The organism is Streptomyces sp. NPDC107521 (assembly GCF_055598485.1).
On sequence record NZ_JBVKAT010000013.1, the window covers coordinates 126,898 to 151,833 of the forward strand.

23 protein-coding genes are annotated in these 24,936 nt (G+C 74.7%); 11 read left to right on the forward strand and 12 right to left on the reverse strand.

What is annotated here, in order from left to right; genetic code table 11:
• Positions 1-80: 80 nt before the first annotated feature.
• The 5 genes from ACZ7LB_RS20405 to ACZ7LB_RS20425 form a co-directional block, all read right to left on the reverse strand.
• Positions 81-2,663 carry an ATP-dependent Clp protease ATP-binding subunit gene (locus tag ACZ7LB_RS20405; RefSeq protein WP_471469964.1) on the reverse strand — a complete coding sequence of 861 codons (2,583 nt, stop codon included), beginning with the start codon at positions 2,661-2,663 and terminating at the stop codon, positions 81-83.
• A 386-nt stretch (positions 2,664-3,049) separates the two neighbouring features.
• A complete protein-coding gene (locus ACZ7LB_RS20410) occupies positions 3,050-5,479 on the reverse strand; it encodes an ATP-binding cassette domain-containing protein (protein WP_471469965.1) in 2,430 nt (809 codons plus the stop codon).
• A gap of 107 nt (positions 5,480-5,586) precedes the next feature.
• Positions 5,587-5,997, reverse strand: a complete 411-nt coding sequence (locus ACZ7LB_RS20415; protein WP_471469967.1) for a VOC family protein — start codon at positions 5,995-5,997, stop codon at positions 5,587-5,589.
• Between the two features lie 5 nt (positions 5,998-6,002).
• Positions 6,003-6,449, reverse strand: coding sequence for a helix-turn-helix transcriptional regulator (locus ACZ7LB_RS20420; protein WP_471469969.1), 447 nt, complete (start codon positions 6,447-6,449; stop codon positions 6,003-6,005).
• Positions 6,446-6,976: an NlpC/P60 family protein gene (locus ACZ7LB_RS20425; RefSeq protein WP_471469971.1), complete on the reverse strand. Its 531-nt coding sequence runs from the start codon at positions 6,974-6,976 to the stop codon at positions 6,446-6,448. The genes ACZ7LB_RS20420 and ACZ7LB_RS20425 overlap by 4 nt, the downstream gene beginning before the upstream one ends.
• Positions 6,977-7,126: 150 nt before the next feature.
• Here ACZ7LB_RS20425 and ACZ7LB_RS20430 point away from each other — a divergent pair, with 150 nt between their 5' ends.
• Positions 7,127-8,605 carry a glutamate-cysteine ligase family protein gene (locus ACZ7LB_RS20430; protein ID WP_471469973.1) on the forward strand — a complete coding sequence of 493 codons (1,479 nt, stop codon included), beginning with the start codon at positions 7,127-7,129 and terminating at the stop codon, positions 8,603-8,605.
• 153 nt (positions 8,606-8,758) lie between these two features.
• The gene (locus ACZ7LB_RS20435; protein WP_471469975.1) at positions 8,759-9,814 is read left to right on the forward strand and encodes an endonuclease/exonuclease/phosphatase family protein; all 1,056 of its coding nucleotides are present in this window, start codon (positions 8,759-8,761) and stop codon (positions 9,812-9,814) included.
• A gap of 386 nt (positions 9,815-10,200) precedes the next feature.
• On the opposite strand, the gene ACZ7LB_RS20440 is transcribed toward ACZ7LB_RS20435, so the two are convergent.
• Positions 10,201-10,404 carry a cold-shock protein gene (locus ACZ7LB_RS20440; protein ID WP_028964611.1) on the reverse strand — a complete coding sequence of 68 codons (204 nt, stop codon included), beginning with the start codon at positions 10,402-10,404 and terminating at the stop codon, positions 10,201-10,203.
• A 388-nt stretch (positions 10,405-10,792) separates the two neighbouring features.
• Here ACZ7LB_RS20440 and ACZ7LB_RS20445 point away from each other — a divergent pair, with 388 nt between their 5' ends.
• Positions 10,793-11,470 (forward strand): S1 family peptidase, encoded by a 678-nt coding sequence (locus ACZ7LB_RS20445; protein ID WP_471470123.1) that lies wholly within the window; start codon positions 10,793-10,795, stop codon positions 11,468-11,470.
• Between the two features lie 227 nt (positions 11,471-11,697).
• On the opposite strand, the gene ACZ7LB_RS20450 is transcribed toward ACZ7LB_RS20445, so the two are convergent.
• Positions 11,698-12,705, reverse strand: coding sequence for an SCO7460 family lipoprotein (locus ACZ7LB_RS20450; RefSeq protein WP_471469977.1), 1,008 nt, complete (start codon positions 12,703-12,705; stop codon positions 11,698-11,700).
• A 777-nt stretch (positions 12,706-13,482) separates the two neighbouring features.
• On the opposite strand from ACZ7LB_RS20450, the gene ACZ7LB_RS20455 reads away from it, so the two are divergent.
• From ACZ7LB_RS20455 to ACZ7LB_RS20470, 4 genes are read left to right on the forward strand one after another with little or no spacing between them, the layout of a single operon-like run.
• Positions 13,483-14,541 (forward strand): ABC transporter substrate-binding protein, encoded by a 1,059-nt coding sequence (locus ACZ7LB_RS20455; protein ID WP_471469979.1) that lies wholly within the window; start codon positions 13,483-13,485, stop codon positions 14,539-14,541.
• Complete coding sequence (locus ACZ7LB_RS20460) at positions 14,538-15,398, forward strand: ABC transporter permease (protein ID WP_471469981.1); 861 nt, start codon at positions 14,538-14,540, stop codon at positions 15,396-15,398. Before ACZ7LB_RS20455 ends, ACZ7LB_RS20460 begins: the two co-directional genes overlap by 4 nt.
• Positions 15,374-16,240 carry an ABC transporter ATP-binding protein gene (locus ACZ7LB_RS20465; protein WP_471469983.1) on the forward strand — a complete coding sequence of 289 codons (867 nt, stop codon included), beginning with the start codon at positions 15,374-15,376 and terminating at the stop codon, positions 16,238-16,240. Before ACZ7LB_RS20460 ends, ACZ7LB_RS20465 begins: the two co-directional genes overlap by 25 nt.
• Positions 16,237-17,613 carry an LLM class flavin-dependent oxidoreductase gene (locus ACZ7LB_RS20470; protein WP_471469985.1) on the forward strand — a complete coding sequence of 459 codons (1,377 nt, stop codon included), beginning with the start codon at positions 16,237-16,239 and terminating at the stop codon, positions 17,611-17,613. Before ACZ7LB_RS20465 ends, ACZ7LB_RS20470 begins: the two co-directional genes overlap by 4 nt.
• A gap of 362 nt (positions 17,614-17,975) precedes the next feature.
• On the opposite strand, the gene ACZ7LB_RS20475 is transcribed toward ACZ7LB_RS20470, so the two are convergent.
• Positions 17,976-18,326 carry a transglycosylase family protein gene (locus ACZ7LB_RS20475; protein WP_471469987.1) on the reverse strand — a complete coding sequence of 117 codons (351 nt, stop codon included), beginning with the start codon at positions 18,324-18,326 and terminating at the stop codon, positions 17,976-17,978.
• A gap of 232 nt (positions 18,327-18,558) precedes the next feature.
• Here ACZ7LB_RS20475 and ACZ7LB_RS20480 point away from each other — a divergent pair, with 232 nt between their 5' ends.
• Positions 18,559-19,047: a DUF5949 family protein gene (locus ACZ7LB_RS20480; RefSeq protein WP_471469989.1), complete on the forward strand. Its 489-nt coding sequence runs from the start codon at positions 18,559-18,561 to the stop codon at positions 19,045-19,047.
• Positions 19,048-19,156: 109 nt separating this feature from the next.
• Here the strand turns inward: ACZ7LB_RS20480 and ACZ7LB_RS20485 are convergent, their stop codons facing one another.
• Positions 19,157-19,930: a restriction endonuclease gene (locus tag ACZ7LB_RS20485; protein ID WP_471469991.1), complete on the reverse strand. Its 774-nt coding sequence runs from the start codon at positions 19,928-19,930 to the stop codon at positions 19,157-19,159.
• 186 nt (positions 19,931-20,116) lie between these two features.
• Between ACZ7LB_RS20485 and ACZ7LB_RS20490 the strand changes: the two genes are divergently transcribed.
• Positions 20,117-21,178 (forward strand): right-handed parallel beta-helix repeat-containing protein, encoded by a 1,062-nt coding sequence (locus tag ACZ7LB_RS20490; protein WP_471469993.1) that lies wholly within the window; start codon positions 20,117-20,119, stop codon positions 21,176-21,178.
• A 49-nt stretch (positions 21,179-21,227) separates the two neighbouring features.
• Complete coding sequence (locus tag ACZ7LB_RS20495; RefSeq protein WP_471469995.1) at positions 21,228-22,256, forward strand: methyltransferase; 1,029 nt, start codon at positions 21,228-21,230, stop codon at positions 22,254-22,256.
• 106 nt (positions 22,257-22,362) lie between these two features.
• Here the strand turns inward: ACZ7LB_RS20495 and ACZ7LB_RS20500 are convergent, their stop codons facing one another.
• The 3 genes from ACZ7LB_RS20500 to ACZ7LB_RS20510 all read right to left on the reverse strand — a co-directional run bounded on the left by ACZ7LB_RS20500 (position 22,363) and on the right by ACZ7LB_RS20510 (position 24,759).
• A complete protein-coding gene (locus ACZ7LB_RS20500; protein WP_471469997.1) occupies positions 22,363-23,577 on the reverse strand; it encodes a SchA/CurD-like domain-containing protein in 1,215 nt (404 codons plus the stop codon).
• Positions 23,578-23,735: 158 nt separating this feature from the next.
• Entirely contained in the window at positions 23,736-24,407 is a 672-nt protein-coding gene (locus ACZ7LB_RS20505) for a class F sortase (RefSeq protein ID WP_471469999.1), read from the reverse strand.
• A gap of 112 nt (positions 24,408-24,519) precedes the next feature.
• A complete protein-coding gene (locus tag ACZ7LB_RS20510) occupies positions 24,520-24,759 on the reverse strand; it encodes a hypothetical protein (protein ID WP_471470001.1) in 240 nt (79 codons plus the stop codon).
• Here ACZ7LB_RS20510 and ACZ7LB_RS20515 point away from each other — a divergent pair.
• The coding region (locus ACZ7LB_RS20515; RefSeq protein WP_471470003.1) for a hypothetical protein at positions 24,754-24,936 on the forward strand (183 nt) is incomplete at its 3' end. The genes ACZ7LB_RS20510 and ACZ7LB_RS20515 overlap by 6 nt on opposite strands.

Sequence of the window (24,936 nt, forward strand, 5' to 3'; positions counted from 1 at the left end):
GGGCTTGCGACATGCGCAGCAGGGGGGGCGCCCCAGCACGCCCCTCCTCCCGCGTCGGCACCCCGCGCCGGTGGCCCGGCTCAGTCCTTCCCGCGCCCCGGCCCGCCGCCGGTGCCGCTCCCGGCGTCCGCGGCGTCCGCCCCGCTCCCGGCGTCGTCCCCGTCGCCGGGCGCGTCCCCGTCGTCCTCGTTCCTGACGACCGTGCAGTGCAGCGAGTCCTGGCGCACGTCCGCGACGATCGTGTCGCCGGGCTCGGCCTCGCCGCCGAGCAGCAGGTCCGCGACGCGGTTGTCCAGCTCGGCCTGGATGGTGCGGCGCAGCGGGCGGGCGCCGAACTCCGGCTGGTGGCCGTGGGCGATCAGCAGCTTCTTCGCGGCCTCCGTCACCCGCAGCGTCATGCCCTGCGCGTGGACCCGCCGCTCGCTGCGGGCCAGCAGGTGGTCGACGATCACGCCGAGGTCGTCCTCGGTGAGCCCGTGGAAGATGATGATGTCGTCGATGCGGTTGAGGAACTCCGGCAGGAACCGGCCGCGCAGCTCCTCCATCAGCTCGTCCCGGATCTCGGAGACGTCCCCGTGGTGGTCGAGGATGCGGCGCGCCCCGATGTTGGACGTCATGATGACGACGCAGTGCCGGAAGTCCACCGTGCGGCCCTGGCCGTCGGTGAGGCGCCCGTCGTCGAGGATCTGGAGCAGCGTGTTGAAGACGTCCGGGTGGGCCTTCTCCACCTCGTCGAACAGGACCACGCTGTACGGCTGGCGGCGGACCTTCTCGGTGAGCTGGCCGGCCTCGTCGTAGCCGACGTATCCCGGCGGCGCCCCGACCAGGCGGGCGACGGTGTGCTTCTCCTGGAACTCGCTCATGTCGAAGCGGACCATCCGGTCCTCCTCGCCGAAGAGCTGCTCGGCCAGCGTCTTGGCGAGTTCCGTCTTGCCCACGCCGGTGGGTCCGAGGAAGAGGAAGGAGCCCACCGGGCGGCCGGGGTCGCCCATGCCGGCCCGGTTGCGGCGCACGGCGCGCGAGACGGCGGTGACCGCCTCGTCCTGGCCGACGATCCGGGCGTGCATCCGGTCCTCCAGCTTGAGCAGCCGTTCCTTCTCGGTGGCCGTGAGCTGGGAGACGGGGATGCCGGTGCGGCGGGAGACCACGTCCGCGATGTCGTCGGCGGTGACGGAGACGACGCCCTCGCGCCGCTCCTCGATGCCCGCCAGTTCGCCCTCCGCCTCGGCGATGTCCTGCTTGAGGCCGGCCGCCCGTTCGAAGTCCTCGGCGGCGACGGCCTGCGCCTGCTCCCGGCGCAGCTTGGCGATGCGGTCCTCGCGGCTGACGACCTCGGTGGAGCGGCCGGCGCTGCGCAGCCGCACCCGGGCGCCCGCCTGGTCCATCACGTCGATCGCCTTGTCCGGCAGGAAGCGGTCGCTGACGTAGCGGTCGGACAGCTCGGCGGCGGCGGTCAGCGCGCCGTCGGCGAAGCGCACCTGGTGGTGGGCCTCGTAGGCGTCGCGCAGGCCCTCCAGGATCTGCACGGTCTCCTCGACGGACGGTTCCGGGACCATCACCGGCTGGAAGCGGCGTTCGAGGGCGGCGTCCTTCTCGACGTACTTGCGGTACTCGTCGATGGTGGTGGCTCCCACGACGTGCAGTTCGCCGCGGGCCAGGGCCGGTTTGAGCATGTTGCCGGCGTCCATCGAGCCCTCGCCGGTGGCTCCGGCGCCGACGACCGTGTGCAGTTCGTCGATGAACAGGATGATCTCGCCGCGCGCCCGCTGGACGTCCTCGATGACCTTCTTCAGCCGCTCCTCGAACTGCCCCCGGTACTGGGCGCCCGCCACCATGCCGGACAGGTCGAGGCCGATGACGCGCTTGTCCTTGAGGGTGTCGGGGACCTCCCCGGCCACGATGCGCTGGGCCAGTCCCTCCACGATCGCGGTCTTGCCGACGCCCGGTTCGCCGATGAGCACGGGGTTGTTCTTGGAGCGCCGGGAGAGGATCTCGACCGTCTGCTCGATCTCCTCGGCGCGTCCGACCACGGGGTCGAGCTTCCCGGCCCTGGCCTCGTCGGTGAGGTCCCGGCCGAACTCCTCCAGGGCCGTCTCGGGTTCCTTGCGTTCGGCGGGCAGGCCGTCGTTGCGGGCCGCCTGCTCGGTGAGGCCGGAGAGCCGGCGCACGTCCTCGCCCTCGGCCTTCAGCAGCCGGGCGGCGCCGCTGTCGGCGCCGTCGAGGAGGGCGCCGAGGATGTGCTCGGGGCCGACGTAGGAGACCCCGGCCGCCTGGGAGCGGGCGTAGGCGGCGGCGAGGGTGCGTTTGGCGGCGGGGGTCAGGCCGGGCTCCGAGGAGGGTTCGCCCGACTCGCGGGGCAGCACCTCGGCGATCCGTTCTCCCAGGGCCCCGGGGTCGACCCCGGCCTGGTCGAGGAGGGAGCGGGCCGGGTCGACCCGGGTGGCGGCCCACAGCAGGTGCTCGGTGTCCAGGTCGGAAGTACCGTCCTCGGCGGCCCGGCGCGCGGCGAGGTTGAGCAGTTCCCGGGAGGACTCGGTCAGCAGCCGCCCGATCGGCACCCGCTGCACCGCCGGTGGGGACGAGGCGGGCGACATCCCGAAGAACCTGTTCAGCAGATCGCTGAACGGGTCGGACGGGCCGAAACCGAACGAGGACATCGACATGACAGGCTCCCGGAGCGGCGAGGAATCCCCTTTCACCGAAACCCGCCCCCGACCGCGCCGCAACTCGGCCGCCGCGGCCCGCTCCCCCGGCCGCGCCGGAGACGGCCGCCCCCGGCATCCGGACGACGGGACGACGCTCCCCCTCCCCCGGGCCGGACACCCGGGGGCGGCGGGCCGCCCGGCACGGGCGTGCCCCGGCGGCACGGGGCACCGGCCCGCCCACGAGAGGCCAACGGCGGGGACCACCGGGCCGCCGGGCCCGATGGTCCCGGTGCCGGGGCCGCCGGGCCCCGGTGCCGCCGACGGGAACCGGAGCGGGAGCCGGGACCGCGGCCCGGCCCGACATCGCGCCCCGCCGGCGTGGGTCGCCGGCCCGCCCCGGGCCGTCAGGCTCCGACGTACTCGGCCAGGTGTTCGCCCGTCAGGGTGGAGCGGGCGGCGATCAGCTCGGCGGGGGTGCCCTCGAAGACGACCCGGCCGCCCTCGTGCCCGGCGCCGGGGCCCAGGTCGACGATCCAGTCGGCGTGCGCCATGACCGCCTGGTGGTGCTCGACGACGATGACGGACTTCCCGGAGTCGACGAGCCGGTCCAGCAGGCCGAGCAGGTGCTCCACGTCCGCGAGGTGGAGCCCGGTGGTGGGCTCGTCGAGGACGTACACCCCGCCCTTGTCGGCCATATGGGTGGCGAGCTTCAGCCGCTGCCGCTCGCCGCCGGAGAGGGTGGTGAGCGGCTGGCCGAGGGTGAGGTAGCCGAGGCCCACCTCGGCCATCCGCTCCAGCACGCGGTGGGCGGCCGGCACGCGGGCCTCCCCGGACGCGAGGAACTCCGCGGCCTCGGTCACCGGCATCGCCAGGACCTCGCTGATGTCCCGCCCGCCGAGCCTGTACTCCAGCACCGCTGCCTGGAAGCGCCGCCCCTCGCAGTCCTCGCAGGGCGTGGCGACACCGGCCATGATCGCCAGGTCGGTGTAGACGACCCCGGCGCCGTTGCAGGTGGGGCAGGCGCCCTCGGAGTTGGCGCTGAACAGCCCGGGCTTGACCCCGTTGGCCTTGGCGAACGCCTTGCGGACCGGGTCGAGCAGCCCGGTGTAGGTGGCCGGGTTGCTGCGGCGCGAGCCCTTGATGGGGCTCTGGTCGACGACGACCACGCCCGCGTCGGCCGGGACCGATCCGTGCACCAGGGAGCTCTTGCCGGACCCGGCGACGCCGGTGACCACGGTGAGCACCCCGAGCGGGAGGTCGACGTCCACGTCGCGCAGGTTGTGCGTGGCGGCGCCGCGGATCTCCAGGAAGCCGGTGGGCGTGCGCACGGCCGGCTTCGGCGCGGCCCGGTCGTCCAGGTGCCGGCCGGTGACGGTGCCGCTGCTCCGCAGCCCCTCGACGGTGCCCTCGTAGCAGACGGTGCCGCCGCCGGGGCCCGCGCCGGGGCCGAGGTCGACGACGTGGTCGGCGATGGCGATGACCTCGGGCTTGTGCTCGATGACCAGGACCGTGTTGCCCTTGTCCCGCAGGCGCAGCAGCAGGTGGTTCATCCGCTCGATGTCGTGCGGGTGCAGCCCGGCGGTGGGCTCGTCGAAGACGTAGGTGACGTCGGTGAGGGAGGAGCCCAGGTGGCGGATCATCCGCACCCGCTGCGCCTCGCCGCCGGACAGGGTGCCGGCCGGGCGGTCGAGCGAGAGGTAGCCGAGGCCGATCGCGACGAACGAGTCGAGGGTGTGGCGCAGCGCGGTGAGCAGCGGCGCCACCGAGGGTTCGGACAGCTCCGCGGCCCAGGCGGCGAGGTCGCTGATCTGCAGGGCGCAGGCGTCCGCGATGCTGACCCCGCCGATGCGGGAGCCGCGGGCCGCCTCGCTGAGCCGGGTGCCGCCGCACTCGGGGCAGGCGGTGAAGGTGACCGCGCGGTCCACGAAGGCCCGGATGTGCGGCTGCATGCCCTCCCGGTCCTTGGACAGGAACGACTTCTGGATCTTGGGGATCAGTCCCTCGTAGGTGAGGTTGACGCCCTCGACCTTGACCTTGGTGGGCTCCCGGTGGAGGAAGTCCCGCATCTCCCGCTCGGTGAAGTCGCGGATCGGTTTGTGCGGGTCGAGCAGCCCGGACTCGGCGTAGACGCGCACGGTCCAGAAGCTGTCGGACTTCCAGCCGGGGATGGTGAAGGCGCCCTCGGCGAGCGACTTGGAGTCGTCGTAGAGCTGGGTGAGGTCGATGTCGGAGACGGTGCCGCGGCCCTCGCAGCGGGTGCACATGCCGCCGGTGCGGGTGTAGGTGGCCCGGACCGTCCTGCGGTCGCCGCGCTCGACGGTGAGGGCGCCGCTGGCGCGGACGGAGGCGGTGTTGAAGGAGTACGCGCTGGGCGGGCCGATGTGGGGGTCGCCCAGGCGGCTGAAGAGGATGCGCAGCATGGCGTTGGCGTCGGTGGCGGTGCCGACGGTGGAGCGGGGGTCGGCGCCCATGCGCCGCTGGTCGACGATGATCGCGGTGGTCAGCCCGTCGAGGACGTCGACCTCGGGCCGGGCCAGGGTGGGCATGAAGCCCTGCACGAAGGCGCTGTAGGTCTCGTTGATCAGCCGCTGCGACTCGGCGGCGACGGTGTCGAAGACCAGCGAGCTCTTGCCCGATCCGGAGACCCCGGTGAAGACCGTCAGCCGGCGCTTGGGGATCTCGATGCTGACGTCCCTGAGGTTGTTCTCGCGCGCGCCGTGCACCCGGATGACGTCGTGGCGGTCGGCGGCGTGCGCGGCGGACGCCGGTCCGGCCGGGGACGCGGCGGGTGTCGGTCCGGCCGGGGGCGGGGCGGGCGTCGTGCCCTTGCTCATCGTCTCTCCATGGTCGTACGGGAACCGCTGCGGCGCCGGTTCCTCCGGAACGTCCGGCCGGGCGGCGCGGGGCCGCCCGGACGGGGTCGGTGGGGTGGCGGGCGGGGTCAGCCGGTCTGCTGGATGCGGATCAGGTTGCCGGCCGGGTCGCGGAAGGCGCAGTCGCGGACGCCGTAGGGCTGGTCGGTGGGCTCCTGGACGACCTCGGCGTCGGCGGCCTGGACCTGCTCGAAGGTGGCGTCGAGGTCCTTGGTGGCGAGCAGGATCCAGCCGTAGGTGCCCTTGGCCATCATCTCGGCGATGGTGCGGCGCTCGTCGTCGGTGATGCCGGGGTCGACGGCGGGCGGGGCGAGGAGCAGGGAGGTGTCGGGCTGGCCCGCGGGGCCGACGGTGATCCAGCGCATGGTCCCCCGGCCGACGTCGTTGCGGACCTCGAAGCCGAGGACGTCGCGGTAGAAGGCGAGGGAGGCGTCCGGGTCGTCGTGCGGGAGGACGCTGGTGTGAAGGGTGATGTCCATGGTTCTCACGCTAGACGCGGCCCCGGGCCCGGCGCTTCTCGATTCCTGACCGGTCTGGTCACCTGCTTGGCCACGCAGGAGGGGAGTCCGGCACCGTCCCCGGCCAGGCGCCGGTAGAGGCTGGGCGGCATGCCGACGAGTTCGGTGAAGCGGGTGCTGAAGGTGCCGAGCGAGGAGCAGCCGACGGCGAAGCAGACCTCGGTGACGCTCAGGTCGCCGCGCCGCAGCAGGGCCATGGCGCGTTCGATCCGCCGGGTCATGAGGTACGAGTAGGGCGATTCGCCGTAGGCGAGCCGGAAGCGGCGGCTGAGGTGCCCCGCCGACATGTGGACGCCCCGGGCCAGCGCCTCGACGTCCAGGGGCCGCGCGTACTCGCGGTCGATGCGGTCGCGGACCCGGCGCATTCGCGCGAGGTCGCCGAGGTGCTGGGGGGTGGGACGGCTGCCGGTCATCGTTCCGATCGTGCCACGTGCACCGGCGGCTGCCCGGCGGTCACCCGCTTGGCGCCGACGACCACCCGGTAGCGCTCCCGCGCGGCGAAGTCCGCGAGGTCCCAGACGACGGGCCGGCCGATCTCGCCGCACAGGTGCAGCACCCGCCCTCCGCCCGCGCAGACGCCGAGGTGGGCGCCGTAGGGGTCGTCGGAGGGATTGAAGAGGAGGAGGTCGAGGGGGCGGGGGGCGGTGACGCGGACCGTGTCCCGGGTGTCCTCCCAGAGCTCGGCGGAGCGCAGCGGCGGCGGGCACAGGCCGAAGTGGCGCAGCACCTCGTAGGCGAAGAGCTGGCAGTTGGCGCCGAGGACCAGTCCGGGACGGTCCCGTACCGTCCGTGCCCCGGGGAAGCGCCCGGCGACGTAGGGGACGGTCCAGTACGGGGCCGGCAGCCGGCCGAGCAGCGGGTCCCGGGCGGCGCCGGGCGGGACCCGCCGCCCGCCGGCCTCGGCGTCCGGGGCCCCGGACGCCGCGTTCGGTTCGCTCATGGCCCCTCCCCCCGGATGTCATGGTCACTGTACGGGGCGGGCAGGGCGGCCGGGCCGCCCGCCCTCCCTCCCGGCTCGCGTGGTCGGGGCCGCCGGGTGGTGCGAGGGTGGGGTGAGACGTGTCCGAGGAAGGCGACCCCGGGAGGACCGATGGGACGGGACGTCCCGGCGCTGGTCTTCAGCCGCGAGGACCGCCGCCGCTACCGGATCAAGATGCAGGCGTGCCTGGACGCGTTCGCGCTGATGCTGCGGGAGTCCCGGTTCGAGACGGAGCGGCCCCGGGTGGGGCTGGAGATCGAGCTGAACCTCGTCGACGACCGCGCGGAGCCCGTGATGTGCAACGGCGACGCGCTGGCGGCGATAGCCGACCCGGCCTGGTCGACGGAGCTGGGCCGGTTCAACCTGGAGATCAACATCCCGCCCCGGGCGCTGACGGCGGGCGGCCCCGACGCGTGGGAGACGGAGATCCGCGACGCGCTCAACCACGCGGAGCGGCGGGCCGGGTCGGTCGGGGCCCGGCTGATCATGATCGGCATCCTGCCGACCCTGCGGCGGGCGGACGTGGGCGAGGCGGCGCTGTCGGAGAACCCGCGCTACCGGATGCTCAACGACCAGGTGTTCGCGGCGCGGGGCGAGGACCTGCGGATCGAGGTGGATGGCGTCGACCGGCTGCGGACGTACGCGGACACCATCACCCCCGAGGCGGCGTGCACCAGCACGCAGTTCCACCTCCAGGTGTCCCCCGAGTCCTTCGCGGACTACTGGAACGCGGCCCAGTCCGTCGCCGGGGTGCAGGTGGCGCTGGCGGCCAACGCGCCGTTCCTGCTCGGCAAGGAGCTGTGGCACGAGAGCCGCATCCCGCTGTTCGAGCAGGCGACGGACACCCGGCCGCAGGAGATCAAGGCGCAGGGGGTGCGGCCGCGGGTGTGGTTCGGGGAGCGGTGGATCACCAGCGTCTTCGACCTGTTCGAGGAGAACCTGCGCTACTTCCCGGCGCTGCTGCCGCTCTGCGACGAGCAGGACCCGGCGGAGACCCTGGACCGGGGCGACATCCCCGACCTGGGGGAGCTGACCCTGCACAACGGCACGATCTACCGCTGGAACCGCCCGGTGTACGCGGTCTCCCACGACAAGCCGCACGTCCGGGTGGAGAACCGGGTGCTGCCCGCCGGTCCGACCGTCGCGGACACCCTGGCCAACGGCGCCTTCTACTACGGGCTGACCCGGGCCCTGGTGGAGGAGGAGCGCCCGGTGTGGTCGCGGATGTCCTTCTCGGCCGCCGAGGACAACCTGCACACCGCCGCCCGGCACGGCATCGAGTCCCTGCTGTACTGGCCCGGGGTGGGCGAGGTGCCGGTCGCCGAGCTGGTCCTGCGGCGGCTGCTGCCGCTGGCGCACCGGGGGCTCGAACTGTCGGGCATGGACGACGCCTGGCGGGAGCCGCTGCTCGGCATCATCGAGCAGCGCTGCGTCACCGGCCGCAACGGGGCCGTCTGGCAGAAGGAGATGTTCCACCACATCGACCGGACCACGCACGTGGGACGCCACGAGGCGCTGCGGCGGATGACCCGGCAGTACATGGACTACATGCACCTCAACGCCCCCGTCCACACCTGGCCGGTCGACTGACCCCCGGCCTTCCCGCAGGGCGCGCCCCGGAGCGGCTCGCGGCCGTCCGTCGGCGGCCCGGCGGTCCCGGCACCGGGTGCCTCCCCGGCCCCTCCCGCAACTGCCGCCGCTCCCCCCTCGTCCTTGAGGGGGAGGACGAACGGACGGTGCGGGATGACGGTGGGCGGGGAGGGCGGCGCGGTGCCGCCGCGCGGGACGGCGGTACGGCGGTGGGCCGGGCGGCGGCCGGGGTGGTGGGGTTCCGTGCGGTGGTGGCCCGCCCGCGGGGACCGGGGCCGGGCGCTCGCGGTGACGGCGGTGCTGACCGCGGCGCTGCTGCTCCTGCACCGATGGGTGCCCAACCACGGCTGGGGGCTGGGGAGTCTGCTGGAGACGTTCCTGCCGTGGCTCGGCCTGGTGCCGGTGCTGCTCCTGGTGTCGGCACTGCTGCGGCGCTCCCCGGCCGTGCTGCCGGTGCTGCTGCTGCCCGCGGCGGCCTGGGCGTACCAGTGCGGCGGGCCGCTGCTGCCGTCGGCGGCGGGCGGGCACGATCTGCTGGTGGTCCAGCACAACGTGAGTGACGAGAACGCCGATCCGGCGGGTACCGCCCGTGCGCTGATGGACGCCGGGGCGGATCTGATCGCCCTGGAGGAGCTGGTCCCGCCGGCGTCGGAGGTCTACGAGCGGACGCTGGCCGCCCGGTACCCGCACCACGCGGTGCGGGGCACCGTGGGGCTCTGGTCGCGCCATCCCCTGGACGGCGTACGGCCGCTGGACATCCGGCCCCCGGGCATCACCGGCCCCTGGGACCGGGGGCTGCGCGCGGTCGCCCGCACCCCGCGGGGGGAGGTGGCCGTCCACGTGGCCCATCTGCCGTCGGTGCGGGTGGGGTTGGGCGGGCTGGCGGCGGCCCGCCGGGACGAGAGCGCCCGGCTGCTGGGCCGGGCGCTGGACGCCGAGCCGTACGAGCGGGTGATCCTCCTCGGGGACCTGAACAGCACGGTCGACGACCGCGGGCTGGCCCCGCTCACCTCGCGGCTGGGCGTGGCCCGGGGCGGGGTGGCGTTCAGCTTCCCGGCCGCCCTCCCGATGGTCCGGATCGACCAGATCATGGCGCGCTCGGCGACGGTCGGCCGGATCAGGACGCTCGCGGCGACCGGGAGCGATCACCTGCCGGTGGCGGCGGGGATCCGGCTGGACCGACGCGCCGACGGGGGCGCGGGGCCCTGAGCCGGCGGGACGGGGCCGGGCGCCCGGGCGGTGCGGCACCCGCGCGCCCCTGGACGCCCCCGCCGGGTCCCAGGCGGTGTTCCGTTCAAAGACGCGGCACCCGCGCGCCCCTGAACGCTTCGGGGCGCCCCGGACACTGACGGCACCCGGGGTGCTCCGGACGCTCACGGCGCCGGGGGCCGGAACCCGGGGGCCGGGGGCCGGGGGCCGGGGGCGTTCGGGCGACTCGGGGCGCTCCCCGGGCCCGGGCTCGCCTCCGGGGCCGCACTCGGCCCTCCCGGGCTCCGGACGGTCCCCCGGGCGCTTCGGGCGGCCCCGGACGACAGAGTGCCCGGGGAGCGGACGAATCGCTCCCCGGGCACCGTGCTGTGCGTGGTACTCCCGGATCAGGCGGGGGTGATGTTCTCCGCCTGCGGGCCCTTCTGACCCTGGGTGATGTCGAAGGTCACGGCCTGACCCTCCTGCAGCTCACGGTAGCCCGAGGCGTTGATGTTGGAGTAGTGCGCGAAGACGTCGGGGCCGCCCCCGTCCTGCGCGATGAAGCCGAAGCCCTTTTCCGAGTTGAACCACTTCACGGTTCCGCTGGCCATGCCTTTGCCTTTCAGCCGGTGTCGGGTCCGCACCGTGCGGACCCGGAGGTGGTCGTCCTGGTCCTTAAAGGCACTGCACAGCAAACCGCCCGCACCACGGCGCGGGCGGTCTGGGCGAACCACGACATCTGTTGCTGACGCTACACGCCATACCCGGTCCTCACCAGTGAGTACGGGCCGCGAGCATGAGTGTTGTCGCGATATCGGCACCCTTTGACCGTCCCGTCCCCCGCCATAACGAGGCGTTATGGAAAGTCGGTACTCCCACCACCCGACCCGTCATGTACATGCTGGGGCGCCCCCACACGCCAACACGCGCCCCCACGCGTGTCGACGGAATCGAGGAATCTTGCGAATCACCAAAGTGATCACCGCTGTCGCCGCCGCCATGCTGTCCGCCGTCGCGTTCGCGCCCGGCGCCACGGCCGCTCCCGCGGGTCCCGGCACCGGCGGACCACAGCCGATCATCGGCGGCGGCTACGCGTCGAACGCCCCCTGGGCCGCCCGGCTGTTCTCCAACGGCCAGCAGACCTGTAGTTCGACCATCATCGCCTCCAACTGGATCCTGACCGCCAAGCACTGCGTCGCCGGCGGCGGGCTCTCCTTCCGCATCGGCAGCCTGAACCAGAGCTCCGGCGGCACCGTGGCCAACGGCGTGCAGACCTACACGCACTCCCAGGCCGACCTGGCGCTGGTCCGCCTGGACCGCTCCGTCTCCGCCGGCTACGCGCAGCTCGGCCAGCCCGGCACCGTGCGCGTGGGCCAGAACGTCCAGGTCTACGGCTGGGGCGCCACCTCCCAGTGCGGCTCCGAGATCAACTGCCAGTCCACCCTGCTGAAGGTCGCCAACGTGACCGTCACCAGCGGCTGCTACGACGCCTACAACGGCTCGGCGATCTGCGCCCGCCGCGGCGACGGCATCACCGCGGGCGGCGACTCCGGCGGCCCGATGATGGCCGGCGGCGTCCAGGTCGGTGTCGCGTCCACCAGCGACCGCCAGACCAGCACGGCGTACACCAACGTGACCGCCTACCGCTCCTGGATCCAGTCCATCGCCGGAGTCTGATCCCCCGCACGGCGCATCCCGCACGGAGCGGGGTGCGCCGGCGCGTGACGCCCGGGGCAGGGGCGACCCCACCGCGCCACGCCCCGCCCCGGCGACCAGTGGCCCTCGATTCGCAACCGCCGCCGTCTCGGGGGCCGCTGTGGTGGGCGCGCACCGCCGGCACCGGGTGTCCGTCGCCGTACCGCCGGGCGGCGTCCCGGAGCGCGCACCGCCCGGCCGCCCGCCGCTCACACGCCGGGCAGATCCAGCACCCCGCGCTCGTCGCGGATGTCCGTCAGGATCCGGACGACCTCGGCGGAACCGCCCTCCGGATCGGCCGTGACCAGCGCGGCCAGGTCCCCGAGGCAGCGCCCGCCGCCCTCCGGCGGACGCGCGCAGAACAGCACGTATCCGCGGACGCGGTCGATCCGCCCCGGCTCCAGCCGCCACACGCCGAGCCCCGATCCGCCGGTGGCCACCGCCTCCGGGTACGTCCCGCGCAGCAGGGGCTGCACGGACGCGTCGATCCGCCGCGAGAACTCCTCCCGCCGCTCGAACGGCTCCACGATCCGCATCTGCGGCCGTGCCGCGTCGACGGTGTGCCCCGCGTCGTCCCCCACCGGGAAGTCGACCACGTAGTACGGCTGCGCGGACAGCGCCCCGAGCCGGGGCCCGTGGGTGAGCCGCAGCGCCGTGGGCCGGTCGCTCCCGGCGGCGGGCAGCTTCCCGGCCCGCGCCGGGGTGGTGATGCTGACCGAGACCCAGCGGCTGTCGCCCAGCCGGCCCTGCTCCGCGCGGGCGGTGACCCAGCGCTGCGCGCAGGCACCGAGCCCCTCCAGGACGCCGTCCAGGCCCTCCTGGGTGATCCGGACCGCGATCCAGGGCGCCGCCCGCTGCCGGTCCACCGCGAGGACCCGGTGCCCGCAGCCCTCGAAGGCGTCGCGGACCAGACGCAGCTCCGCCGCCCGGTCCAGGCCCCGTTCCAGCGCCTTGGCCAGGGCCTCCTCGCAGGTGGCGCCGCCTTCGCAGCGATCCTCGGAGGCGTCGAGCCGGAGCGTCACGGCCGCGTCGGGGTCGTCGGTGACGGCGAAGGTCACCTCCGATCCGGTGGTCTCGGGGACGAGGCTGCGGGCATCGATCACGGTGAGCCGCCCGGGGTGGAACGCGTCGGCCAGCTCCTGGGCCCGGCGTTCGTCGTCCTCGGTGTCGAACACCCCGCAGCCCGCGAGGAGCAGCCCGACGAGTGCCGCGGCCATGCCGCCGCCCGCCCGTCGCCCCCACCGCGCCCGCCGTCCGCGCCTGTCCGCCCGCCGTCCCATGGTTCCCCCCGGATGTCTTTCGGCCACACCGCAGACCCTAGGGAACTCTCGGGCCCCGGGGATGAGTACGGGCACTCATTCCGCCACGGGTGACCGGGCCCGGCGGGCGGCCGCCGGGCCGCCGGGGAACGGGGGCGGAGCGCTCCGGGGCCGACCCACCAGGCGCCGGGCGGGCGGAACCGGCGGTGCCGGAGCACCGGAGTGCCCGGCCGCCGTTCTCCCCGGCACGGCCCGCCTCCTGTTACGGGCACATGGCGCGCCGACGACGGTGTCGTTGCGGTGCGGCCCCTCGCCCTCCGTCGCCTTGACCTGTTTTCGCGGCCCGGATAGCGTCCCTGACATGACGAAGGACCGGCAGTTCAGGAAGAGGCGCGCCATCGATCTGATGCGCGTCGCCACCGCGGTGTGTAGCTGACCCCACCGCCTTTCCTCCCGCTCTCCCTTCGCTGCCCCGAGTCCCCGTCCCCACGTTCCCGGCTTCCCCCGGCTCCTGAGCCGGGGGCCCCGGCCGCCGGGACGCCGATGTCCGGGGTGCCGTTCCGCGGGCCGCTCCGCGCCCGGGCGTCCTCCGTCCCGGGTGCCTCTCCTTCCCCTTCCTCCCGCGCGCCGTGCCGCCTCCGGTGCCGCCGCGCGGTTCCCGCCGCCCCCCTCCCCTCCCGGGCGCCGTTCCGTGCTCCCTCCTCCCCGAAGGCCACCATGTCCCCTCGCATCCTCTTGTCCGGAAACCGTCGCCGGACCGTCCTGGCCGCCCTGCTCCTCCCCCTCCTGCTCACCTCCTGCGTGCGGAACGCGGGGTCCTCGGCGGTCGGCCGGGACCTGTCCGGCGACGCGATCCCGGCGTCCGTCGCCCGCGGCACCACGCTCACGGTCGGCGCCCCGGACCTCAAGGTCGCCCTCGAACTGTCCGGCCGCGTCGACTCGTTGCCGTTCAAGGTGAAGTGGGCCAACATCAGCGGCGGCCCGCAGTGCTCGGAGGCCTTCCGCGCCGGCGCCCTGGACATCTGCTCCGCCGCGGAGATCCCGTCGATCAACGCGCACTGGACGGGCCTGGACACCAAACTGGTGGCGGCCAAGTTCCGCCGGGACCCGTACCGGAACCCGATCTACGAGCTGGGCATCGCCCCCGGTGCCGGCATCCGCTCCCTGGCGGACCTGCGCGGCAAGCGGATCGCCTACAGCCCCGGGCAGGCCCAGGGCGCCCTCGTCCTGCGCGTCCTCGACAAGGCCGGGCTCACCCGCGACGACGTCGAACTGGTCGAACTCGCCAGCACCGGCGACGTCTACCCCACGGCGCTCGGGAACCACCAGGTGGACGCCGCCCCCATCGCCGACGTCAACATCAAGCGCTATCTGGCCCGTTACGGCAAGGACGGGGCCACCACGGTCAGGCACGGCGTCCGCGACGACCCCGCCCACCTCTGGGCGCTCACCGACTCCCTGGCCGACCCGGAGAAGGCCGCGGCCGTCCGGGAACTCATCCGGTACTGGGCCCGCGCGCAGATATGGATCGACCGGCATCCCGCGGAATGGGTCAGCGGGTACTACGTCGAGGACCAGGGACTGAGCCGGGAGGACGGGGAGTTCCTCGTCCGGCGTGCCGGACATCCCGACATCCCGGCGGACTGGACCGACGCCATCCGGCGCCAGCAGCGGACCATCGACCTGCTGGCGAGGGAACAGGACCACCCACCGTTCAAGGCCGGGCTGCTCTTCGACCGCCGCTACGAGCGGGTGGGCGCGGCGGCCGCGGCGGACGGGGGAGCCTCGTCATGAGCACCACCCTGTCCCCCTCCGCCCGGCAGGCACCGGCGGTCGCGGCCCCGGCCGGGACGCCCCGGTCGCGCCGCCCGCGCCGCACCCGCCTGGTGCCCGGCCGTCCGCTGCCCTTCGGCTGGGCCGTCGGTCCGGTGCTGCTGCTCGCCCTCTGGGCGGCGGGCACCGGTCTCGGACTCGTCGACGTGCGCAGCCTGCCCGCGCCCTGGACCGTGGCGGCCACCGCGGGCGACCTCGTCGACAACGGCAAGCTCCCCTCCCACCTCGCCACCTCCGCCCAACGGGCCCTGCTGGGACTGCTGTTCGGCACGGTGAGCGGACTGCTCCTGGCCCTCGTGTCGGGGCTCAGCCGCACCGGGGAGGCGGTGATCGACGGACCGGTGCAGATCAAGCGGGCGATCCCCTCGCTGGCACTGATCCCGCTGCTGATCCTCTGGTTCGGCATCGGCGAGACGATGAAGGTCGTCACGATCGCCCTCGGCGTCTTCGTCCCCGTCTACATCCACACCCACAGCGGTCTGCGCTCCATCGACGGCCGCTACGCCGAACTGGCCGAGACCGTGCGGCTGGGCCGGCTCGCCTTCGTCCGGCACGTGGTGCTCCCCGGCGCGCTGCCCGGCTTCCTGCTCGGCATGCGGTTCGCGGTGACCGCCGCGTGGCTCGCCCTGGTGGTGGTGGAACAGGTCAACGCCACCAGCGGCATCGGCTACATGATGGAACTGGCCCGCACCTACGGGCAGACGGACGTGATCATCGTCGGGCTCGTGGTGTACGGCCTCCTCGGTCTCGTCTCGGACGCCCTGGTACGCCTCGTGGAGAGGAGGGCCCTGTCGTGGCGGCGAACGCTGGCGGGCTGACCGGCGGCGCCGAGGGCGCCACCGTGCGGATCGCGGACCTGGTGCGGTCCTTCGGCGGGCGCCGGGTGCTGGACGGGCTGGACCTGACCATCGCGCCGGGCGAGTTCGTGGCCCTGCTCGGCCGCAGCGGCTCCGGCAAGAGCACCCTGCTGCGGGCGCTGGCCGGGCTCGACCACGAGGTGGCGGGCAGCGGTCTGCTCACCGCCCCGGACCATGTGTCGGTGGTCTTCCAGGACGCCCGGCTGCTGCCCTGGAAACGGCTGCTCGACAACGTGATCCTGGGTCTGGACGGCCCGCACGCCGAGGAGCGGGGCAGGGCGGCCCTGGCGGAGGTCGGGCTGGCCGGCCGCGAACGGAGCCGGCCCCTGGAGCTGTCCGGCGGCGAGCAGCAGCGCGTGTCGCTGGCCCGCTCCCTGGTGCGCGAGCCGCGGCTCCTGCTGGCCGACGAACCCTTCGGCGCGCTCGACGCGCTGACCCGGCTGAGGATGCACGCCCTGCTGCGGCGCCTGTGCGAACGGCACCGGCCGTCGGTACTGCTGGTCACCCACGACGTGGACGAGGCCATCGCGCTCGCCGACCGGGTCGTGGTGCTGGACCGCGGCCGGATCGCCGCCGACCTCCCCGTGACCCTCGCGGCGCCCCGCCGCCCCGGCGGTCCCGGGCACGCGGCCCTGCGCACCCGGCTCCTCGCCCATCTGGGCGTGCGCGAGGAGGACCCCGACGCCACCGGGGACCCGGACCCCGCGGGGGAGTCCGGCGCCGCCGGACTCCCCGGCACCACCGGCACCGCCGGCACCGCCGAGGACTTCACCGAGGACATCACCGAGAAGGGGGCCGCGTGAGCGCCCGGACGCTTCATCTGAACCTGTTCGTCTATCCGGGGGGCCACCACGAGGCCGCCTGGCGCCATCCCGGCACCGACGCCTCGCGCCTGCTGGACATCGGCTTCTACCAGGACCTGGCGCGCGGCGCCGAACGGGCCGCGTTCGACGCGGTGTTCTTCGCGGACGGACCGGCCCTGGCCGACAACGTCCGGCACGCCAGCCGCTTCCGGCTGGAGCCGTTCACCTGGCTCTCGGCCATCGCCGCGGCCACCGAGCGCATCGGCCTGATCGCCACCGCCTCGACCACCTACACCGAGCCGTACAACCTGGCCCGCCTCTTCGCTTCGCTGGACCATCTCAGCGGCGGCCGGGCGGGCTGGAACATCGTCACCACCGGCGCCGAGCAGGCCGCGGGCAACTTCGGCCTCGACGGCCACCCGGTGCACGCCGAACGGTACGACCGGGCCCACGAGTTCGTCGACGTGGTGACCAGGCTCTGGGACAGCTGGGAGGACGAGGCGCTGGTCGCCGACCAGGCCGGCGGCGTCTTCGCCGACACCGGCCGCATCCACGAGATCCGTCACACGGGCCGCCATCTGCGGGTGCGCGGACCGCTGAACATGCCGCGCTCGCCCCAGGGCAGGCCGGTGTACGTCCAGGCCGGGTCCTCGGAGGCGGGGCGCGCCTTCGCCGCCGCGCACGCCGAGGCGGTGTTCACGGCGCACCAGACGCTCGGCGCCGCCCGGGAGTTCTACGCCGACCTCAAGGCACGGGCGGCGGCGCTGGGGCGGCGGCCGGACCGGCTCCTGGTGCTGCCGGGTCTGAGCCCCTTCATCGGGTCGACCGAGACGGAGGCACTGGCGCTGCGCGAGGAGTTCGACGACCTGACCCAGCCGGAGTACTCGCTGCACCTGCTGCGGCATCTGCTGGGTCTGGAGCTGACGGCCGACCGGCTCGACGGCCCGGTGCCGAGGTCGCTGATCGAGACCCGGGGCGAGCGGGGCAACGGCAGCCGCTTCCGGCTGGTCCTGGACATCATCGACCGCGAACAGCCCACCGTGCGGCAGTTGCTGCGTCGTCTCGCCGGAGCCCGGGGGCACCGGGTCGTGGCCGGTACGCCGGAGTACGTGGCGGACGAGATCCAGCGGTGGTTCGAGGGGGGCGCGGCCGACGGGTTCAACATCATGCCGCCCTGGCTGAGCGGCGGGTTCGACGTGTTCGCGGACGAGGTGGTGCCGATCCTGCGGTCCCGGGGGCTGTTCCGCCGGGCGTACACGGGCTCCACGCTCCGCGAGCACTACGGGCTGGACCGGCCCGCCGCGGTGCCGCCCGCCCACGCGGTGCCCGGCCCGGCGGCGGTCCCGGCGGCGGACACCCGCGTGCCGGTGTGACGGGGCCGCCCGGGGCGATCCCGGGCCCCTGCACCCCGACCGCGCTCCCCCGCTCCCTCCCGGCGCTCCCTACCGGCGCTCCCTCCCGGCGCTGCCTCCCGGCCGCCTCGCGTCCGCCGGGCGGAGCCCGAGGCACGGAGGCCCGACGCGGGGGGCCGGAGCGAAGAGGAGCACGCCGGACCTCCCGGTCGAGGCCGGTCCGGGGCAGGGCACGGACCGGCCGATCCGGGAGGGCACGGAAGGGGACCGGGGAGGGCACGGTCAGGGGCCGGGCAGGAGGCGGACGGTGATGCGCGGACGCCCCCGGGCCCCTCGGCTCCTCCGTCCCCGGCGGGGCCGCCCGTCCCGGCCGCGGCCGCCGGTCAGGAGCAGCCCCAGGCCGACATGCCCTGGATGCGCGCCAGTTCCTCCGCCACGGTGATCTGCTCCTGGCGGGTGGCCAGGTCGGCGCGCGGGGCGTAGACGAGGCCCCCGGCGGCGATCCAGCTCGACCCGGCGAACTGGAGGCCGCCGTAGTAGCCGTTGCCCGTGTTGGCCTGCCAGTCGCCCCCGGACTCGCAGGCGGCGATCGCGTCCCAGTCCGCGTTCCGGGGCGCGGCGACGGCCCCGGTGGCCGTGCCCAGGACGGTGGCGGCGGTGAGCGCGACCAGGGCCGTGCCCGCCCCGCGGCGCCCGCGGTGGCCACGGCGCCCGGCCCGGTGGACCGGATTCATGTGATCGTCATTTCGTCCATGCGTCATGGAGTGACAGCTACCGCGCGCGGCCGGACGCGACGCGCCGGACCCGCCCGCCGTACGCCGGACGGAGCACGGCGCCGCCGCGCGCGGGGCGCTGACGCGCCTGGGGCCGGGGCCGGGTCCCCGTTCGTGTGAAGAACGGCGGGGGCATCCTCCGGACGGGTGAACGCGGAACGGGCGGCGCCCGACCCGCCGTTACGGTTTCGCGGTGACCTCGATCTCAGCAGATACGCCGCCCCTGCGCACCGCCGACCTGGGCACGCTCGTCATCATGTCCTGGAGCCGGGACACTCCCGACGGCGCCGTGCCCTTCCTCCTCGCCTGCTCCCTCGGCAACGGCGAGAACGGCCCGGAGGCGTCCTCGACCGCCGTCCGGCTGCTGCTGGCCAAGTCCGGCCTGACCGTGGGCGACCGCGTCACCGACGCCACGGTCCTGTCGGACTTCCCGGTGAGCCTGCTGGTCGTGCCCGGAGCCGCCGCGCTCACCATGCCGGGCGTCAACGCGCAGTTCGCGCCCACCCCGGCCTGGCGGGCGGCGGTCGACGAGCGCGGGTTCGCCTGCCTGATCTTCACCACCCGCCCCTGGTCGGGCGGCGAGCCCGGGGAGGCCGCCGCGGTGGCCGCCTTCGCCAACCACGAGTCCACCCTCGCCTCGGCGGCGCAGATCATCCTGCCGGTCCGCAGCCTGCGCGTCTGAGGGCCCCGGCCCGCGCCCCCGGCCGCCGGGCCGCCGGCCCCGAGTGGCCGCCGGGTCCGGGGCCGGTGTCCGGGGCGCGGGGCGTCGGGGCCGGCGGGTCCCGCCGTGCTCACCACCGCCGCCCGGCCGAGTGGTCCGCCCAGGGCTCCGGGCCGGTCCCCTCGGACCAGGCGCGCAGCCCCTCCCCGTCGACGCAGACGATGCCGCAGCGCTCGGCGTACTCGGCGGCCGGTGCGGTGATGGCGCCGGTGGTGACCAGGACGGCCACATCGGCCTCGTGGACGGTGAAGCAGGTACCGCCGAAGCGCTGCATCTCCTCGGAGCCGACCTTGTTCTCCCCGCCGTAGCGCTTGCACTGGACGACCAGGCGCCGTCCGTCCGGGGCCACGGCCAGGACGTCCGCGCCGAGGTCGCCCGCCCCGCCCACCACCTCCACGGCCGAGCAGCCGTCGCGGGCGCAGAGACCGGCTATCGCCTGTTCGAACGCGTCGGGGCTCAGCGCCCGGTGATCCACCAGGGTGACCGCTTCACCCCCGGCGGGTACCACCGGGTCCGGCCGGTCGGCGACGGCCCCCTCCCCCTCCGTCCAGGCGTCCATGGCCGTGTCCGTGGCGGTGACCAGGGCGGACGTGGTCCGGCGCGCGAGCCGCCCCGGGGCGGGACGACGGCGCCCGCGCCACCGCACGGCGAGGAGCCAGGCGGCACCGAGCACGAGCGCGACCGCCCATCCGGGCCGCCGCTGCACCACCCCGAGCGCCGTCCGCGCCACCAGGCCGACGAGGACCAGACCGGCGGCGGCCAGCGCGAAGAACATGGCGGTCGCGCGCAGGTCGAAACGGCGCCCGGCGGGCATGCGGCGGGTCCGGTACTCGGGCACGGTCACGGCGGTAGGGCCTCCTCGGCGAGCCGGGTGGAAATTCACCCGGCGTCTGCCCCGCGCCGCCCCGGACACGCACGGGCGTGGGCAAGGACCGTGCGCCCCAACGGCGTTGGCGGTGGCCGGGGATGACACGCCGACGGATGGCCGATCGGCCCCGGGCACTCGCCTTTCCGACATACCGTGCGCAATATGAAGAAATGCCGAATGGTGTACCTGGTGTGCACCGCGACGATCATCGGAACGGGGCTCGGCGCGGCCCCCGCCTCCGCCGGTCGCACCACCCATGTGGTCCGGCCGGGCCAGTCGGTCCAGCGGGCCGTGGACGCGGCCCGCCCCGGCGACACCGTCCTCCTGACCCCCGGCACCCACTACGGGAGCGTCACGGTGAGCACGCCCGGACTCACCCTGCGCGGCGCCGGCCGGCACACCGTCATCAGGCCGGATCCGCAGCGGGACCCCGCCGACGCCTGCTCCGCGGCCGGCGACGGGATCTGCGTCGGCGGCACCGGGGACGCGAACGTCGAGGACGTCACCGTCGCCTCCCTGACCGTCACCGGCTTCACCCGTGCCGGCGTGTTCGCCACGGCCACCGACCACCTCACCGTGCGCGGGGTGACGGCCGAGGGGAACGGCGTCTGGGGCATCGCCCAGGAGCGCTCCGTGCGCGCCGTCGTCCGCGGCAACACCGCCCGCTCCAACGGGGACGCCGGGATCTTCCTCGCCAACACGATCAAGGCCGAGGAGGGCGCCCAGGACACCCGGGGCACGGTGGTCGAGGGCAACCGGGTCGAGGACAACCGCATCGGCGTCACCGTCCGCCGTCTGCGCGGTCTGGCCGTCGAGGACAACCTCGTCACCGGCAACTGCGCGGGCGTCTTCGTGGTCGGCGACGAGAACGCCCCCAAGGCGGGCGACCTCGCCGTCCGCGGCAACCACGTCCGGGCGAACAACAAGTCCTGTCCCGCGACCGACCGGCTGCCCGCCCTGCAGGGCACCGGCATCGTCCTGACCGGCACCGAGAAGGTCCTGGTCGCGGACAACCGGGTCGAGGACAACGCCGGCGCCTCCCCGCTGTCGGGCGGGGTCGTCCTGTTCAAGAGCTTCGTCGGCGTCACCGGCGAGCGCAACGAGATCAGCGGCAACCGGCTGAGCGGCAACTCCCCCGCGGACCTCGTGGACACGGAGACCCCGCGCGCCAACACGTTCACCGGCAACACCTGCGGCGCCTCCCGGCCCGCCGGGCTGTGCTGACCGGCCGCCCGTAGCCCACCGTGGACCGACGAAGGAAGGACAGCGGCACATGACGACCGCACAGACGGCACCGCCCGCGCCCATGCGGCTGAGGGAGCTCGTGTTCGGGGCGGCCTGCGCCGCCGCCCTCCGCGCCACCGCCCGCCTCGGTGTCGCCGACGCCCTCGGCGAGACCCCCCTGGCCGTGGAGGACCTCGCGGCCGCAGTGAAGACCGAACCCCGCCCGCTGCGGCGGCTGCTGCGCGCCCTCACCTGCTACGGCGTCTTCGCGGAGAACCCGGACGGGACCTTCTCCCACACCGGCATGTCGCGGCTGCTGCGCGAGGACGACCCGCACAGCCTGCGCTACATCACCCTGTGGTGCACCGAGCCCTGGACCTGGGACGCCTGGCCGCTGCTCGACGAGGCCGTGCGCACCGGGCACAACGTCGTCGAGGACCTGTACGGCAAGGAGTTCTTCACCTACCTCAACGAGGACGCCCCGGCCTCGGCCGAGGTCTTCAACCGCGCCATGACCACCTCCAGCCGCCAGTCGGCCGAGGACGTGGCGGCCCTCCTGGACCTGTCCGGCAGCCGCTCGGTCGCCGACATCGGCGGCGGCCAGGGCCATGTGGTCGCCAGCCTGCTGGAGAAGTACCCCGCGATGCGCGGCAGCCTGCTGGACCTGCCGCGCGTGGTCGAGAACGCCGACCCGCGGCTGCGCGAGGGCGGCGCGCTCGCCGACCGGGTGAGCATCGTGCCCGGCGACTGCCGGACGGAGGTGCCCGTCCACGCGGACGCGTACATCGTCAAGAACATCCTGGAGTGGGACGACGAGAGCACGGGCCGGACCCTGCGCAACGTCATGGCGGCGGGCGGGGCGGGGGCGCGGGTCGTCGTCATCGAGAACCTCGTCGACGACTCGCCGTCCATGCGGTTCAGCACCGCCATGGACCTGCTGCTCCTCCTGAACGTCGGCGGGGCCAAGCACACCACCGACAGCATGGTCGCCCGGCTGCGCGAAGCGGGCCTGATGATCGAGGACATCCGTCCGGTCAACCCGTATCTGCACGCCTTCGAGTGCTCGGTGCCCGGCTGACGGGTCCGCCCGCGCTCCGGAACCGACGGACACGACGGACGGCCGCCGCACCGCGGACTCGGGTGCGGCGGCCGTCCGTCGTACGGGGACCGGGTGCGGCGCGGGCTCAGGCGTCGGCCGCGCGCCGGTCGGTGACCAGGTCCATGCGGGCCAGCCGCAGCGACCGGGCCAGGGCGGCGTCGGGAGCCGTGGCGGCCGCCGGGCCGGTGTCCGCGGCGGGTCCCGTCTCCGGCCCGGAGTCGTCGGGGCCGTCGGGGCCGTCCAGCAGGGTGGTCAGCTCCGCCACCTGACGGGCGTCCGGGAGGCCGAGGGCCACCGCCGGGTCGCAGGCGTCCAGTCCGCCGCGCACGTCGATGAGCCGGACGACGACGTCGTCGCGCTGGAAGATCGTGCTGCACGTCACCGGGGTGCGCGGATCGTCCGCCGCCGCCTCGTCGCGCTCGGCCAGCACCCGGGCCAGCCGCATCCCGCGCCCGGGCCGGGCCGGGTAGGAGAGCGCGTACCGCTCGGCGCCCGGGTCCTCCTCCCCCGCCGTCACATGGTGGACGGCGGGCAGGGCCGCGCGGGTGTAGAAGACCCGGGCGGACTCGGGGTCGGCCAGGTCACGGTCCTGCTCCAGATGGGGGTTGAGCGCCTCCTCCGCGGCCTGCACCTCGGGCCGGCGGGCCACGTGCCGCAGCGCCGCGAGCAGGTCGCCGCGCACCTCGATGGCCCGCACCACGCGGTTGCCGTGCAGGAACAGCGAGGTCCGGTGCAGCCGGGTGGTGTCGTCCACCCGGGGATCGGGCGAGGCGTAGCCGGCGAGGATCCCGGCCACCGCCTCCTCGCTGCCGGGGCGGACGGTGAAGGTGAGCGCGTGGCGGATGACCCCGTCCCCGATCCGGGGCGACATCTGGAGCCCGCCGGAGCCCTCCTCCGCCGGCCCGGCGCCCCGGCCCGCGACGCCTCCCGTCTCCCGGACGACGTGGAAGCGGAGGGAGCGCGTGTCCCGGACGCAGCCGTGCAGCGGCCTGACCATCCGCACGTGCTCCTCGCTGCTCACCCAGTTCAGGAAGGGCGGGGCGCTCTCCCACTCGCTGGTGATCAGCCACTGGGAGGGGTTCTCGATCGACTGGCACAACTGCTCGCTGAGGTGCCCGGGGACGGACTCGACATGGCTGCGCAGCCGCTCGTAGGTGTCGAGGAACTGCTGCTGGGCTCCGTCGTGGACGTCCACCAGCAGGACGACCCGGAGCCGGGAGCCGTCGAAGACGGACTGGGAGACACGGTGCGACGCCGTTCGGGTCGCGGGCCCGGATGCGGGCGTGGAGGTGGTGGTCATGCGGCGCACATCTCCTTCGCGGGGGCGGTACTGAACGTCGGCCGCGGTGATGCGACGCCAGCGTGCCTCGATCCTGTGCCCGCCCGAGGGGGTGCGCGAGTCGTGCGTGTTGCCCGAGTGACCGGCCCGCGCGGCACGGCGGGGGCCGCGCCGCGGGCTCAGGCCAGGTGGGCGAAGACCACCAGGTTGTCCGTGTAGTCCTTGGCCTTGCGGTCATAGGTGCCGGCGCAGGTGATCAGTCGCACCTCGGGCCGGTCGGCGTCGCCGTACACCTGGTCGCTGGGGAAGTCGCCCTTGGCGAAGGTCTCCAGGCGGTCGACCACGAAGGCGAGGGTCCGGCCGTCGGCGCGTTCCACCTGGAAGGCGTCGCCCTGCGCGAGCTGGTCGAGGCGGGCGAAGACGGCGGCGGAGGTCTTGGTGTCGACGTGTCCGGCGACGATCGCGGTGCCGACCTCCCCCGGGGAGACCCCGTTGGCGTACCAGCCGACGAGGTTGGTGTCGTCGGCGGGCGGCGGCTGGAGCTGCCCGTCGGGGGCGAGGGCGAGGTCGGTGAAGGGGGCGTCGACGGAGATGCCGGGGATCAGCAGGCGCACGGGGGCGGAGCGGGACGGGACGTCCGTGGACGGGGAGGCGGGAGCGGGCGCCGCGGAGGCGCCGGCCTGCGCGGTGCGGGGCGGCCGGGCGGAGTCGTCGGACGGGCGGTTGCCGCCGAACAGGCTCACCGCCAGGACCAGCAGGGCGACGACGCACAGCACGGTCGTGCCGCCGCGTGAGCCCTGGCTCGGCGGCGCCGTCTCGTCACCGGCGGGGGAGGAAGGGGGGACTGCCATCGGGACCACCTCACTAAGGGCAGGGCAGCGGGTCGGACGGGCCGGGGACAGCGAGCCGGGCCGCCACGGTGGTTTCCGGTGGCGGCCCGGTCGCTATCACGCCCGGCATGGCTTACGCCGCTCCGTGCGCCGACTTCCGTCGCCGCACCGCGTAGAGCCCCGCCGCGGCGACGGCCAGGACCGCGAGGCCGCCCGCGGTGGTGGCGGGCTCGGCCAGACCGCCGCCGCCCGCGTGGACACCGCCGCGCGGCTTCTCGTTCTCGCCGCCCCAGGACTTCTCGCCCTGCTCCTCGCCGGAGCCGCCGTCCCACTCGCCCTTCACCTGCGACAGGGCGCCGCCACCCGCGTGCACACCACCGTGGGGCCGCTCGTTCTCCTCACCACGAGCACCCTCCTCACCCCGCTCCTCACCGGAGTCGCCACCCCACTCACCCTTCACCTGCGACAGGGCGCCGCCACCCGCGTGCACACCACCGTGGGGCCGCTCGTTCTCCTCACCACGAGCACCCTCCTCACCCCGCTCCTCACC